Below are 13,802 nucleotides of genomic sequence, written 5' to 3'. Positions count from 1 at the left end.
TTGAAATGAAGAAAAATACGACCTACGCCGCCGATGTGCTGGTGACCGCCCTTGCTCCGGCCATCTGGGGAACCACTTATTTCGTGACGACCGAATTTTTGCCGCACGGTTATCCCTTTCATGTCGCGATGCTGCGCGCATTGCCCGCCGGTGTGCTTTTGCTGCTTTTCGTGAGAAAGCTGCCGCACGGCATCTGGTGGCCGCGCAGCTTCATTCTCGGGGCGCTGAATTTCTCGTTCTTCTGGGCGATGCTTTTCGTGTCGGCCTATCGGCTGCCGGGCGGCGTCGCGGCAACGGTGGGCGCAGTCCAGCCCCTGATCGTAATTGGCCTTTCCCGCCTGTTTCTCGCGGCGCCCGTCCGGCCGCTGGCCATCGCGGCCGGTTTTCTGGGCATTGTCGGCGTCGCGCTTCTGGTTCTGGCGCCGGGCGCTGCGCTGGATGGTATTGGCGTGGCGGCAGGTCTTGCCGGTGCCGTCTCCATGGCTTTTGGAACGGTGCTGACCCGTAAATGGCGGCCGCCGGTGTCGAACCTCACGTTTACCGCCTGGCAATTGACGGCGGGCGGCCTTCTGTTGCTGCCCGTTGCCTATTTCCTGGAACCGGCCCTGCCGACGCCGACAGCGGCCAATATTCTCGGCATGGCCTATCTGGGACTTATCGGTGCCGCCCTGACCTATTTTCTGTGGTTTCGCGGGCTTGCCCGCATCGAACCTTCCGCCGCCGCATCGCTCGGTTTTCTAAGCCCGGTCGTTGCAACCCTGCTCGGCTGGCTGGCGCTCGGCCAAAGCCTTACGCCAGCGCAGATCGCCGGTTTCGTTGCGGTGCTTTTCAGCATCTGGCTCAGTCAGCGCAGCCAGTTGCCGAGATAGGCGTCGTCAGGCCCATTCGCCCTTGCGCATCACCGGAACCGTGGAGCCATCCGGCTTCACACCGTCAATATCCACCTTGTCGGAGCCGATCATCCAGTCGATATGGATCAGGCTTGAGTTGCCGCCCTGCGCCTTGATCTCATCCTGCGACAGCGAAGCGCCGTCGAGGAAGCATTTCGAATAGCATTGGCCAAGCGCGATGTGGCAGGAGGCGTTTTCATCGAAAAGCGTATTGTAGAACAGAATGCCGCTTGCCGAGATCGGCGAGGAATGCGGCACCAGCGCGACTTCGCCGAGACGCCGTGCGCCCTCGTCGGTGTCGAGCACCTTGTTCAGCACCGCTTCGCCCTTCGAAGCCTTGGCTTCGACGATACGGCCGGCTTCGAACTTCACCTGTATGTCGTCGATCAGCGTTCCCTGATGCGACAGCGGCTTGGTGCTGGAGACGTAACCGTCGACACGCAGCGCATGCGGGGTGGTAAAGACTTCTTCCGTCGGGATATTCGGGTTGCAGGTCACGCCATTCTTGGCGGTGGAGGCGCCGCCATGCCATTCATGGCCGTCGGCGAGGCCGATCTTCACATCCGTACCGGGGCCGGTGAAATGCAATGAGGAGAAGCGCTCGCCGTTCAGCCATGCCGAACGTTTGGCGAGATTGGCATTGTGCTGCGCCCAGGCTGCCACCGGATCGGCCAGATCCACCCGCGATGCGGCGAAGATAGCGTCCGCGAGCTTGCGGACCGCTTCGTCTTCCGCGAGACCGGGGAAGACCTGCTTTGCCCAGGAGGGGTTCGGATAGGAGATGATGTTCCAGTTGATGTCGAAATTGGAAATCTTCTCCAGCGCCGGCTTGTAGGCCGTGGAGTTTGCCTTGTTGGCGCGGGCCACCTTGGCGGGGTCCTGTTCAGCCAGCAGCATGGGGTTGTCGCCGGCAATCGCCAGCCGTGCCGCGCCGTTGGCATAGGCCTTCGCCATGCCTTCATAAAGCCAGCCGGAAGCCCGGTCGAAATTGGCGTCGCTGGCGTGGCGATAGCGGGCAAGCGTGGTTTCTTCGTCGGAATAAAAGGTGGTGACCAGTCCGCCCCCCGCCATATAGGCGTGTTTGGTCAAAAATCGCACCAGCGGTAGAGCCGCCAGCGGTGCGGTAATCACCAGATCCTGATCCTTCTGCAATTGCAGGCCGACCTTGACGGCGACTTCGGCCAGTTTTTCGAGTTTGACGGGATCGATGGGGGAAACGGTCATGATCTGCCTTCGTCTATTTCAATAGGAGGCGCCGACCATAGCCCATTCCTTCCGAAAGCCAAATGCTTTCAGGTGCGTCCCTTACGCTTCAATCGGCGACCAGCGGCGCGGCAATGGCCTTCAGTGCGCTTTGGGCATCGCGGGGCGAAAGCCTCACCTGCAGGCCGCGTTGCCCACCATTCATGTAGACATAATCATGCGCCATGGCCCCGGCCTCGATGGCCGTCGGCACCTGTTTCTTCTGCCCGAAAGGGCTGATGCCGCCGACATGGTAACCGGTGGCGCGCTCCGCATCGGCAGGCTTCATCATGCCGGCGGATTTGCCTCCGAAGGCGGCGGCCAGCTTCTTCATGCTGACCTCGCGATCCGAAGGAACGACGACGCAGACCGGTTTGCCATCGAGTTCCGCCATCAGCGTTTTCAGCACCAGATGCGGTGGCTCACCGATCGCCTCGGCCGCCTGCAGGCCGATGCGGTCGGCATTCGGATCGTAGTCATAAGTGACGGTGGTGAAGGCAACGCCGGCCTTGGTCAGCACCTGGGTGGCGCGGGTTGTTTTGGACATGGCGGGCTGCGTTCACGCAAAAAGGGTCTGGTAGGTTTCAGGCTTGAAACCGACGGTTATCCTGTCCTTCGCTTCCAGCACGGGACGCTTGATCATGGAGGGCTGTTCCAGCATCAGCTCGATGGCCTTCTCACGGGTGAGATCGGCCTTCTGGCCGTCGTCGAGTTTTTTGAAGGTCGTGCCGGCCCGGTTGAGAACCGTTTCCCAGCCCGCGGCATCGCACCATGTTTCCAGATGGGCACGGTCGATGCCGGCCGTCTTATAGTCATGGAAAGAATAGTCGACGCCGTTGGCTTCCAGCCAGCTTCTGGCCTTCTTCATCGTGTCGCAGTTCTTGATGCCGTAAATCGTGACCGTCATGCCTTCTGCCTCTTCGTCTCTAAAAGCACTTCCGGCATAACAAAATATCCGTCTTATTCAACCCGCCTGCTGAAGTGCCCTGCGGATATATCCGGTCCTGACGCTTAAGCCATGCAAAATCGCAATAGCTGATATCCAAACGAGCGCGAGCAAAGCTGCATGGCTTCCCTGCTACATCATGAGTTGTAGAGCGGCCCGGAAATGCCCATTATCTGGGCATCAAAGATGGAGAGAAAAATGCGTCAGGTTGCAAAGACATCGCGTAACTTCTTCGGTGAAACTTTCGCCGTTCTCGGTGCAGCGCTCTCGGTTTCGGCCGCTGTTCGCGCACATCGCAAGCCCGCCCGCGCCGATCTCGAAGCCCTCGGCATCGACGGCAAGGCTTTCGACAAGGTACAGCTCTAAGCTGGTCATCCGTTGCGAGGCGATATCGCCTCGCTTGCGCTCAGGATCGATAACCGGATCGGTTTTCGGCTGGCGTGGCGGATTTGCGGCTGGCGCAAACGCCTCGGATTCGCACAGCAAGGTTCCGCATAGTTCTCAATGGAGAATGCGGAAAAATTGTCGGTATCAGCGCTATGCCGCTTCAGGTGCATGTTATCGCACCGATGCCCTTTGTGTCGGCCGTTTCGAAGGTCCGATCACTTTTTCCGGCAAATGTAGCTGGCTTTCAGGCCGTTCATAACGCTCCGCTTTCGGCGAGAGTGCGAAGCGCCCGAGCAGCTCATGCCGTGTTTCGCCATTGTGGCTGAAAACGAGTTCGAAGCTCCCCGCCAGCCAGCTATAGGGTTTATCAGCCGGCATCAGCTCAATTTTCCCGCAGCCGTAGATCACTGTGAGATGTGGCGTAAATGACGATGCGGCGACATAGGGCAGGTTTGCCCGCCGCAGGGCGCGCTGCACGATTTTCGCCAGAGCCTTAAGTTCCTGCATCTCGCGGCTGCTGCGTAGCGCCAGACTGTTGCGATTGCCGAAAAGCGATGTTCCATCGAATGTGATCGGCACAGGCCGCGCCTTGATCTCCCCCAGTGCCGCCTTCAGCCTCTTTACCAGCCCTTGAGGCACGGTCTCGAAACCTCCGATACAGAGCAGGCTTATATGCAGAAGCTCCGGCGGATAGGCCTCACGCTTCGTCCGCCCTGCGGCATGGCGCGACGCATCGGCAAAAATTCGTTCCGCCAGGGCTGCCGGCGGTTTCACCGTAATCAAGAGCTTGCTGCTAAATCGCGGATTGAAACGCCGTATTTTCTCCGGCTCCCATCCTTCGAAGAAAAGCTGCCTTAAACCTCCTTCATCTGCCAACCCGAAACCCATAGCGATGCTCCACGGCCTTTGCCCGGGCCGGGATATTATCACCAATGGCAATAATTTAAAGAACAAAAAGAGAACACTTGTCTTGTGGCGCTTACCAGATGCCGGGAAATAGGCGGTAGCGCCTTTCACGGGCATAATCAGCATAACCGGGCAACTCTGCCTGGAGCAGACGATCTTCCCAGCCGGTGCGCAGGATCAGCAGGGCGATGGCCAAAGCGGCGGGGAGCAGAGCCACCCAGGAACCCAATGCGGGCGGTATGCCAGTGAACATGGCGATTGCTGCCGTGTAACCGGGGTGGCGCACGATAGCGTATGGGCCCGACGTGATCACCCGCTGTCCGCGCTCGCTTTGGATGCGGACACCCGGCTCGAAGAACGGATTGACAGCCTGAGCCCACGCCGTAACCGCAATGCCGCCGACAAGCAGGATATACCCGAGCAGAATGGCCCAAAGCGGCACGGTGGACCATCCCATCCGGCCGGCATCGAGTGCCGCAACCGGGATTTCAGCGGCAAAAGCGAGAAGGATGCCGGTGACGAGGAACAGGTCCCATGTCTTGGTGCCCGGCTGGAACCGGCTGCGCGCGCGGAAAATGGCCGGGTTCACACGCGCCAATACCAGGGCGGAAAGGCCAAAAGCGGCGACGACGACCGCGAGGAAAACCCAGCCCGGACACCAGTCGATCCGGCCCGCAGGCAGAAAGATCAGGGCCAGCAGGCTGAGCGGTGAAATAATGGCGTAGAGGATCGCGGCGGCGCGTGACATTGGCTTCGGATCGACATCGTGTGTCATCGATGGGCTCCTCCCCTTGCCCTTCGCAGGCGAATGTAGCCTCTCCTAGCGGACTGCATGACACTGGCTAAAGCCGTGCCGGACCGAGAGTACTCTGCGAAGGACAGTCGAAATACTGGCGAAAAAGGGCACAAAGTCAAACGTGCAAGCGGCGTCGTGGCTCGTCAACCGCATGACACGAGCTTCTCGACCCGGACGATGCGGCCTCGGTTGGGGGGGATCAGCTGCCACCGGCTTTGGAGGAGTCCCGTCATATCCGTCACGCGCACTCGGTCTCCGGCAAGCTCTTGGCAGCTGTCATAGGTTAAAACCGCTTGGCATTGACATTCTATCTACTAGTCGGTAGGTAACTTCCATGAAAAATCCACAAACCAAAGCTGATGAAATCCTCCGTTGCGCACGCTCCCTGATCATAAAGGGCGGCTATAACAGTTTCAGCTACGCCGACATTTCCGCCGTGGTCGGCATTCGCAATGCGAGCATTCACCACCATTTTCCCAGCAAGTCCGATCTGGTCCAAAGGCTTGTTGCCCAATACAGGCAGGAGGCGGAAGCCGGTATCGCCGAACTGGAGCGAAACATTTCCGACCCGCTCGAACAGCTCCGCGCCTATATCGGCTATTGGGAGGGGTGTATCGCCGAGGCCACTCATCCCTTCTGCGTCTGCGCTCTGCTCGCCAGTGAAATTCCGGTTCTTCCTGAAACGGTCGCTCTCGAAGTGCGCGCGCATTTTCGAAATCTCTCCGACTGGCTCACCGCCGTTCTGGAACGTGGCGTTGCCCAGGGGCGCCTCGCGCTGAAGGGAACCGCCAAAGCCAATGCTGAAATCTTCATGGCCACCGTGCACGGCGCGATGCTTTCCGCCCGTGCCCATGGTGATGCAACGACTTTTGGAGCAATAACCCGCCCCATGCTGGAGCGCATGACCTGAGCGGCACGCCACCGAAAAAATAGACCGTATTAAGCTGGCAGATTTGTCGATGACAGTCCGCTTCCCCGACCACCACGTCCTTCTGGACGAGAAAGGCAATCTCTCATGTTCGGAATTTCTCCGCTCGGCTGGATCCATACGCTTGGAAGCCTGCCGGCCATTCCCGCCGCCATTTACATGTTTGCCCGCCATGGTCGAATCGTTCCCCGATCAGCGCCGGGCGCCCTCTATCTTGTCTCCATGCTGATCGGCGCTGCGACGGTCTTCCTCGTGGCGCATCAGCCGATCAGTTACGGCGTTGGCGTCCTGACCATCCTGTTCCTGCTCGCAGGTTACGGCATCGAAGGCGTTCTGGGTTCAACGCGCATGGCCAGATATATTGAAACCATCTGTCTCAGCATCAGTGCGTTTCTTTTGATGGTTCCGACGGTGAGCGAAATCCTGCGCCGTGTTCCAGACGGTCACCCTCTGGTTACGGACCTGAAATCGCCGCTGCTTCTCGGCGCTCAGGCAGGGTTGCTGGCGATCCTTGTGGTCGGCCTGACCGCCCAGATCATCTATCTCGCACGACAAAACAGAAGCGCCGCGAACTAGTCGCGGCGTCATCTTTACAGGATCGTTTCGAGTATAGTCCTTATTCCCACTCGATCGTGCCGGGCGGCTTGCTCGTCACGTCATAGACGACGCGATTGATGCCGCGCACCTCGTTGATGATGCGGGTTGCCGCGCGGCCAAGGAAATTCATGTCATAGGGATAGAAATCCGCCGTCATGCCATCCACCGAGGTCACGGCGCGAAGCGCGCAGACGAAGTCATAGGTACGGTAATCGCCCATGACGCCGACGGTCTGCACCGGCAGCAGCACGGCGAAAGCCTGCCAGATGGTGTCGTAGAGACCGGCCTTGCGGATTTCATCGAGATAGATCGCATCCGCCTTGCGCAGAATATCCAGCTTCTCACGGGTAATCGCACCGGGGCAACGGATTGCCAGGCCCGGGCCGGGGAAGGGGTGGCGGCCGATGAAGCTGTCCGGCAGGCCGAGTTCACGGCCGAGCGCGCGCACTTCATCCTTGAAGAGTTCGCGCAGCGGCTCAACGAGCTGCATGTTCATCCGCTCGGGAAGGCCGCCGACATTGTGGTGGCTCTTGATGGTGACGGAGGGGCCGCCGGAGAAGGAGACGCTCTCGATGACGTCAGGGTAAAGCGTGCCCTGCGCCAGGAAATTCGGTGCGCCCTTGCCATCGGCGGCAATCTTGGCCGCTTCGGCCTCGAAAACCTCGATGAACAGGCGGCCGATGGTCTTGCGCTTCACTTCCGGATCGGAAACGCCCGACAGTTCGCCGAGGAACAGGTCGGCGGCATCCACATGCACCAGCGGAATATTGTAATGGTCGCGGAACATGCCAACGACCTGCTCGCTTTCGCCAAGCCGCATCAGTCCGTGGTCGACGTAAACGCAGGTGAGCTGGTCGCCGATCGCCTCATGGATAAGGATGGCCGCAACCGAGGAATCGACGCCGCCGGAAAGCGCGCAGAGTACGCGGCCGGTGCCGACCTGCTCGCGGATCTTGCGGATCATTTCGGCGCGATAGGCCGCCATCGTCCAGTCGGATTTAAGCCCGACGATCTTGTGCACGAAGTTGGAGAGCAGCTTGCCGCCGTCAGGCGTATGCACCACTTCCGGGTGGAACATGGTGGAGTAGTAGTGGCGCTTCTCGTCCGCGGCGATGGCGAAAGGTGCGTTCTCGGAGGTCGCGATGACCTCGAAACCTTCCGGCAGCTTCGTTACGCGGTCGCCATGGCTCATCCAGACGGGATAGCTCTTGCCCTCATCCCAGAAGCCTTCGAAAAGCGGGCTTGCCTTTTTGATGTCGATATCGGCGCGGCCGAATTCCGCCGCATGGCCACCCTCGACCACACCGCCGAGCTGCGTGCAGAGCGTCTGCTGGCCGTAGCAAATGCCGAGGATCGGAACCTTGCTGTCGAACACCGCCTGCGGTGCGCGCGGGCTTCCTTCCGCCGTGACAGATGCGGGGCCGCCGGAGAAGATCACGCCCTTGGGCTGAAGCTTCTCGAACGCCTCTGCGGCATTCTGGAACGGGTGGATTTCGCAATAGACCCCGGCTTCGCGGATGCGGCGCGCAATCAGCTGCGTCACCTGGCTGCCGAAATCGATGATGAGAATGCTGTCGGGATGGGCTATCTGGGTCATGGCGAGCCTTTAAAGAAAATGGCGGCTTTAGGCAACCCGGGAGCGGGCGTCAAACAACGGAAATTTGCGAAAATCGCAAGGTTCTAAAGGGCAATCACGCCGTCCTCGATGGCGCGGCAAAGCCGGTGGACGGCATCCGCCAGCTTTTCATCGATGATGTGCAGGTACTCCGTCCAGTCGTCCACATGGTTCACATCCACCTTGCCATCGGAAATGCCGCGCAGACTGATGAGCGGTACACCGAAGCGCTGGCAGGCTCTTAAAACCGCAAAGGTTTCCATTTCCACCATATCGGCGTCGATCAGCCCGTAGGCCTCGCCCGAAACGACATTGGCGCCCGTGGAAAGCCTCGCCTCGGCAATTTCGGGTATCCGCAAAGGCAAGGCCACTTCGGCGGGCAGATCGAGCAGCGGCGTGCAGCCCTTTTCGAAACCAAAGGCGGAGGCGTCCATATCGCGATAGGAAACCGAAATCGCCTGATAGATGCCGGTTTGCTCCAGCGTCCGCGAACCGGCGGAACCGAGCGAAACGACGAGGTCCGGCAGGTGATCGGCCGCATCGAGACCGGCAAGAACGGCCGTGACGGCAATCGCCGCCTCGACCGGGCCGATACCGGTCATCAGCGGCGCAATGCGTGCTTGGAGATGGGGACCGTATTCGGGGGAAGCCGCCATGACGAAGAGGACGGATTTATCCGCAACATGCAAAAGCCGGTAGCTCATCCGGTAATATCCTCACGCCCCTTCACCACCATCATCGTCCCCGTCATGGAGGCGATCAGCTTCGCGGGTCCATCGGACAGCGCATAGGCGCGGCCATCGGCGACGATCAGGTTGTTCCCTGGTTTGATGATCTCGCCGCGAAACAGAAACCGCTCGCCGCGCCCGGGCGACATGAGGTTGACCTTGAACTCGATGGTCAGCAGCGAGGCCTCCGGCTCGATGATCGTATAAGCGGCATAGGTGCAGGCCGTATCCAGACCGGCGGCGATGACGCCCGCATGCAATATACCGTGCTGCTGCGTCAGCTTTTCATGAAAAGGGAGTTCGATTTCCACCAGCCGGTGTTCGATACGGCTGATCTCGGCGTTAATCGCCTGCACCACGCCCTGCCGCGCAAAGCTTTTTTCTATCCGCTGACGAAAATCGCCGGGATCCGTGATCTCCATGGCCTACCTGCCTGCTTCTGCCTCATCGCAAACTGACATGGCGCGTGGCGGCAGACAAGGCAAGTGCGGTGCGGGGATTTAGTTCAACATGCCGATGCTTGCATTCAGCACCGTGGCAAAGGCGACCCATACCGCATAGGGCACGAAAAGCCACATGGATATGCGGTCACGACGGTAGGCGAGCGCCACGAAGGCGACGATGCAGATCAGCATCGGAATGATGACGATGAGTGCGCCCGCCGGGCTCTGCATTCCGAAAAAAATCGGAGACCACAGGAAGTTCAGCACCATCTGCGTGAACCAGAGCCGCATGCGCGTTCCCATCGGCTTGCGGAGCCATGTCCGTGCGCCGGCAATGCCGATCAACACGTAAAGCGCGGTCCAGACGGGTCCGAAAATCCAGTTGGGCGGATTGAAGAAGGGCTTCTGCAGCGATTGATACCATTCGCCGGGCACATTGTTGACGCCGATCAGCGCCCCCACGGCAACAACAGCAACCACAAAAACGACATAGACGGCAAGGTTTCTCATGATCCGTCCAATGCGCCGGCCGGGCTTTTGTTCCCCTTTCTTTTCAGTATTTTAGCTGGACAGACGCACGATGTGCTGGTCCCATGCCACGTCGCTGCGCCGGGTCTCGAAAAATCCGTCATAGGAAGAAACCGCAATGCCTCTCGCGGCGGGCGCGACGCCTGCCGCTTCCCGCACGGTCGTCTCGGAAACGACGCGGCCGGTTTTTGCATCCAGCGTCACGGCGGCGTTGCCGTTGGGCGAGGTCAGGCCCACCAGCCCATCTCGGCGGTTGACGGCAATGGCCCCGACATAATTGGCAAGGCGCACCGTCGTTTCTTCCGGCAGATCGACGAAGGTCAGAGCCTCGCCCTTGGAGAAATGGCCGACAAGCGGCGGGAGATCGTTGCGCGGTCCCTCATATTGGCAGGCGAACCAGATACGCCCGTCATCGCCGAGATCGACATGGCGGGTGGAAAGCTGCCGCAGATGCGCCGGCATGGCGTGTTTCTGGATCACTTGCCCGGTCGAGGCGTCCAGAAGCACGAGCGACGGCTGCATATTGTCGATATTGAGCTTGGTTCGGCCGAAATCCGGATGGGTCTCGATGCCGCCATTGGCGATCACGATCAGCCGGCCGTCATCGCTCACCGTCATGTCATGTGTGCCGATGCCATGCGCATCATATTCGCCGATGCGGGCAAAGCCGTTACGGGCGTCATAGAGCCCGATAACGCCGCGATTGCCGTCGAAGTCGTTTTCGCTGGCATAGAGGATTGCCCCGTCAGGGGAAAATTGCCCATGGCCGTAGAAGTGGCGGTTTTCCGGCGTGTGCATCACGATGGGTTCGCCGCGCCGCGCGGGGTCGAAGGCCATGAAGAAGGTGCCGGGCCGGCGCGCAAAGGCCACGGTCATGCCAGTCGCGTGGCTCGTCGCCATTCCATGCGCGCGGGCAGGAAGCGCGACGCGGTCGATGATCTCGCCGCGTTCGCTCACCGTCGCAATGCCGTAGGACCCGTCACGGGCGCGGAAGGCGGAGGCAAAGACCGCGTCTGTCCGCTCCAGCGCATAAAGTGAACGGGGAGCCAGCCCGGCGAGGAAGGGAACTCCCACCGCTTTGATGAAGCTGCGCCGGTCTATCAGCATCCGTTTGGTGCCGGAGATCATCGGCTCAGTCTCCATCGGCGAAGGAAAAGCCGGAGCTGAGGCCGATGGCGCCGCCATACTGATCGTTCAAGCGGTAGATCAGGTCTTTGCCGTTGAGCAGCAGATAATCCACCTTGGCGCGCTGATCGCCCTGATCCAGCGCCTTTTGCACATCCGTATCGATTGTCCCGGCAACGCGGATCATCGATTTGGCGATGAAATCGATGGAGTTGACGATGGAGCGCTGATCGGGCGGTACGAGTTCCACCATATCTGCCGTGTGCAGCAGCGTCTGAACCGCCTTGATATTGGTGGAAATGCTCTGCCATGTCAGGCCGGAGCGCCAATAAATGGCGGTGCGGGGAAATCTTGCCTTATCCGGCCCCTTGTAGAAGGTTTCGATCCGCTGGTCGCGAATGGCTTCGGAGCCATGGACGAGAATGCCGAGCAGAGCAACAAGCGCCTCGCGCTCGTCACGAAAGACGGGGTTGTCCGCTCCGGGCTGCGTCCAGTTTTTCAAGGCACCGTTGGGCGCATTCCAGCTGTCGGAAAGTTCTGCCGCCACATTGGCGATATTACCGGCGATGGCCGCACCGTAACGGCAGCGGAAATCACCCTTCCTGTCTAGCAGTTCTTCCGCCCCGGTTCCGTAAAGCACGAACTCAAGAGCGCCGAGCCCCTGCGCCGCAACGCTCTTGCCGCTCAGACCATCCGCACTCGTGACGCTTTCATCCTTTTCGGTAAGATAACGCTGCACCTGTTTCAGCCCGAGACCCTTCTTGTCGGGATAATAAAGCACACGTTCGAAACGGTTCTTCTCGATGACGGGGCCGACACGAACGATCTCGATGGTCGACCAGCTTGACACCGTATCGACAAAGGCAGCCTTGGCCGCCGCTGCCGTCGTTTCGGAGGGAGCGGTGCAGAAAGCTTTCATGCGGCTTTCCAGCGTCTCCGCCGACTGCCGGAAGCGATCATAGCCGGGACGGATGAAACCGTTCACCGCCTTTTCCATCACGCCCCGCACCTGAACCGGGTCGAGCGGCGGCGGCGGCATCAGCTCCACATCCTGCGCCCTTGCCGGCGGCGTGGTCAGAAGCAGCAGCACGGACAGGACGCCGGAAATTTTTCGCATGGCATTTTTCATCAAAGGGACTCCAGAAAGGCCAGCAAAGCCTGCCGGTCGGATTTTTGCAAGGCGGCAAAGGCGTCGCGCGCTTTTTGCCCTTCGCCGCCGTGCCACAATATCGCTTCCGGCAGGCTGCGCGCCCGGCCGTCATGCAGGTAAAAACCGTTGCCATTGACCTTTTGCGTCAGGCCTATGCCCCAGAGCGGCTGGGTTCGCCACTGTCTGCCATTTGCTTCTCCTACCTGCTGGCCATCGGCAAGTCCTTCGCCCATGTCATGCAGCAGAAAATCGGAATAGGGCCAGATCAGCTGGAAAGAATGAATGGGGTCGGCAGCGTCGCGGCGTGTGACGAATTTCGGGGCGTGGCAGGCGGTGCAGCCTGAGGCGTAGAAAAGCTGCTTTCCCTGCAGGACCGTCGGATCATCGACATTGCGGCGGCGCGGCACGGCGAGATTTTCGGTGTAGAAGGTCACGAGGTCGAGAACCGGGTCGGGCGCCTCCACCGGCCCGAGCCGGGGCTGCACGCCGGTCGGCATGGCAAGACAGTCCTTCTGGACGTCCGTGCAGTCGCCATAGGCATTCGGCGCATCCGGCGTGGAAACGCCGATATCGTGGGAGAAGGCGCTGGCGCTCTGGTCTCGCACGCTCGCATTCTGCGCTTTCCAGCCAAACCGCCCGAGTTTCACCTCGCCGGTCCGATGGTCTTTGACCCATGCGGGACGCCCGGCAATGCCGTCGCCATCATTGTCGTCCGGGTCGGCCTGGGCCAGAATATCGGCCTCGGCAATGGCCTCGATCAGGCCAAGACCGAGGGTGGGCATGGCGATGCGCGCCGAAAGCGTCGTGTCGGCGCCAAGCGGACCATATTGCAGGTTCGCCACGGCATAGTCGGGCTTGCGCAGCATCACCACCTCGCCATCCGCCAGCTGAACCGGTTCTTCCGTATAGGCGATGACCGGCTTGCCTTCGGCGGCGAGACCGGGAATGGCCAGGTTCTGAAGCTGCCGGCCATAGGTCTCATCGGGAAAATTTAAGGTCTGGTGGCTGGCAATGGCCTGTTGTTCGGCCTCATTGCGCGCCGGTCGCGCCAGCCGTAGAAACAGCGAGACGGCGTCTTCTCCGGCAAGAGGCGGTCGACCCCTGCCATCCTTCACGTGGCAGGTCTGGCAGGATCGGGCGTTGAAGAGCGGCCCGAGCCCGTCCGAGGCCTGTGTGGAGGACGGAGAGGAGACCCAGAGCTTCTGGAACAGCGCATTGCCGAGCTTGAAATCCTGCTTCCGCTCGAGCGGCATGGTGGCGGAAGGATGCGAAAACGCGCCACTGTCGGCCTTGCTGACGCTGGTCGTCGCTCCGCCGGCCATGGCCTCGAAAGGTTCCGGCCGGGTAAAATCCGTCGTTGGCGCAGTCACGGCCAGCACGCGGCTTCGATCGTTCTCCGTCAGGTCGTCGCGCAGCGGTTCGGCAAGCGCCATCGACGCCACAAGGCAGGCTGCCCCGGCGAAGAAGAATGGCTTGCGGATCGGCGGCAGCAAAAATTGCATGACAATAAGGGCGGGTGAA

General features: G+C 60.4%; 16 protein-coding genes. 4 read left to right on the top strand and 12 right to left on the bottom strand.

Annotated elements, in window-relative coordinates:
* Nucleotides 1-5: 5 nt before the first annotated feature.
* A complete protein-coding gene (locus tag ACIK7D_RS06835) occupies nt 6-869 on the top strand; it encodes an EamA family transporter (RefSeq protein WP_127756734.1) in 864 nt (287 codons plus the stop codon).
* A gap of 6 nt (nt 870-875) precedes the next feature.
* Here ACIK7D_RS06835 and ACIK7D_RS06830 read toward each other — a convergent pair whose 3' ends face one another.
* The 3 genes from ACIK7D_RS06830 to ACIK7D_RS06820 all read right to left on the bottom strand — a co-directional run bounded on the left by ACIK7D_RS06830 (nt 876) and on the right by ACIK7D_RS06820 (nt 3,039).
* Complete coding sequence (locus ACIK7D_RS06830; protein ID WP_400155912.1) at nt 876-2,114, bottom strand: aminopeptidase; 1,239 nt, start codon at nt 2,112-2,114, stop codon at nt 876-878.
* A gap of 88 nt (nt 2,115-2,202) precedes the next feature.
* Nucleotides 2,203-2,679, bottom strand: coding sequence for a Cys-tRNA(Pro) deacylase (gene ybaK, locus ACIK7D_RS06825; protein WP_400155911.1), 477 nt, complete (start codon nt 2,677-2,679; stop codon nt 2,203-2,205).
* Between the two features lie 12 nt (nt 2,680-2,691).
* On the bottom strand, nt 2,692-3,039 hold the full coding sequence (locus tag ACIK7D_RS06820) for an ArsC family reductase (RefSeq protein WP_400155910.1): 348 nt from the start codon (nt 3,037-3,039) through the stop codon (nt 2,692-2,694).
* A gap of 237 nt (nt 3,040-3,276) precedes the next feature.
* On the opposite strand from ACIK7D_RS06820, the gene ACIK7D_RS06815 reads away from it, so the two are divergent.
* Nucleotides 3,277-3,444, top strand: a complete 168-nt coding sequence (locus ACIK7D_RS06815; RefSeq protein ID WP_003503889.1) for a hypothetical protein — start codon at nt 3,277-3,279, stop codon at nt 3,442-3,444.
* Nucleotides 3,445-3,636: 192 nt separating this feature from the next.
* On the opposite strand, the gene ACIK7D_RS06810 is transcribed toward ACIK7D_RS06815, so the two are convergent.
* Nucleotides 3,637-4,353 carry a 2'-5' RNA ligase family protein gene (locus ACIK7D_RS06810; RefSeq protein WP_400156021.1) on the bottom strand — a complete coding sequence of 239 codons (717 nt, stop codon included), beginning with the start codon at nt 4,351-4,353 and terminating at the stop codon, nt 3,637-3,639.
* Between the two features lie 91 nt (nt 4,354-4,444).
* Nucleotides 4,445-5,146: an isoprenylcysteine carboxylmethyltransferase family protein gene (locus ACIK7D_RS06805; protein WP_170985784.1), complete on the bottom strand. Its 702-nt coding sequence runs from the start codon at nt 5,144-5,146 to the stop codon at nt 4,445-4,447.
* Nucleotides 5,147-5,501: 355 nt separating this feature from the next.
* Here ACIK7D_RS06805 and ACIK7D_RS06800 point away from each other — a divergent pair, with 355 nt between their 5' ends.
* Both ACIK7D_RS06800 and ACIK7D_RS06795 read left to right on the top strand, forming a co-directional pair.
* Nucleotides 5,502-6,077, top strand: a complete 576-nt coding sequence (locus ACIK7D_RS06800) for a TetR/AcrR family transcriptional regulator (RefSeq protein ID WP_400155909.1) — start codon at nt 5,502-5,504, stop codon at nt 6,075-6,077.
* A gap of 105 nt (nt 6,078-6,182) precedes the next feature.
* Complete coding sequence (locus ACIK7D_RS06795; RefSeq protein WP_400155908.1) at nt 6,183-6,671, top strand: hypothetical protein; 489 nt, start codon at nt 6,183-6,185, stop codon at nt 6,669-6,671.
* A gap of 40 nt (nt 6,672-6,711) precedes the next feature.
* On the opposite strand, the gene guaA is transcribed toward ACIK7D_RS06795, so the two are convergent.
* From guaA to ACIK7D_RS06760, 7 genes are all read right to left on the bottom strand, one after another.
* Nucleotides 6,712-8,289, bottom strand: a complete 1,578-nt coding sequence (guaA, locus tag ACIK7D_RS06790) for a glutamine-hydrolyzing GMP synthase (RefSeq protein WP_127756740.1) — start codon at nt 8,287-8,289, stop codon at nt 6,712-6,714.
* An 83-nt stretch (nt 8,290-8,372) separates the two neighbouring features.
* A complete protein-coding gene (locus tag ACIK7D_RS06785; RefSeq protein ID WP_137452469.1) occupies nt 8,373-9,011 on the bottom strand; it encodes a 5'-methylthioadenosine/S-adenosylhomocysteine nucleosidase in 639 nt (212 codons plus the stop codon).
* The gene (locus tag ACIK7D_RS06780) at nt 9,008-9,457 is read right to left on the bottom strand and encodes a PaaI family thioesterase (protein ID WP_400155907.1); all 450 of its coding nucleotides are present in this window, start codon (nt 9,455-9,457) and stop codon (nt 9,008-9,010) included. Before ACIK7D_RS06780 ends, ACIK7D_RS06785 begins: the two co-directional genes overlap by 4 nt.
* Before the next feature lie 78 nt (nt 9,458-9,535).
* On the bottom strand, nt 9,536-9,988 hold the full coding sequence (locus ACIK7D_RS06775) for a TspO/MBR family protein (RefSeq protein WP_400155906.1): 453 nt from the start codon (nt 9,986-9,988) through the stop codon (nt 9,536-9,538).
* A gap of 51 nt (nt 9,989-10,039) precedes the next feature.
* Complete coding sequence (locus ACIK7D_RS06770) at nt 10,040-11,134, bottom strand: DUF1513 domain-containing protein (RefSeq protein ID WP_400155905.1); 1,095 nt, start codon at nt 11,132-11,134, stop codon at nt 10,040-10,042.
* A 4-nt stretch (nt 11,135-11,138) separates the two neighbouring features.
* On the bottom strand, nt 11,139-12,260 hold the full coding sequence (locus tag ACIK7D_RS06765) for an imelysin family protein (protein ID WP_400155904.1): 1,122 nt from the start codon (nt 12,258-12,260) through the stop codon (nt 11,139-11,141).
* Nucleotides 12,260-13,783 carry a di-heme oxidoredictase family protein gene (locus tag ACIK7D_RS06760; RefSeq protein WP_400155903.1) on the bottom strand — a complete coding sequence of 508 codons (1,524 nt, stop codon included), beginning with the start codon at nt 13,781-13,783 and terminating at the stop codon, nt 12,260-12,262. Before ACIK7D_RS06760 ends, ACIK7D_RS06765 begins: the two co-directional genes overlap by 1 nt.
* Between the last annotated feature and the right edge of the window lie 19 nt (nt 13,784-13,802).

The sequence above is a fragment of the Agrobacterium sp. P15N1-A genome (assembly GCF_044626815.1).
GTDB lineage: Bacteria > Pseudomonadota > Alphaproteobacteria > Rhizobiales > Rhizobiaceae > Agrobacterium > Agrobacterium leguminum.
This window is presented reverse-complemented; position numbering and strand designations above follow the sequence as displayed.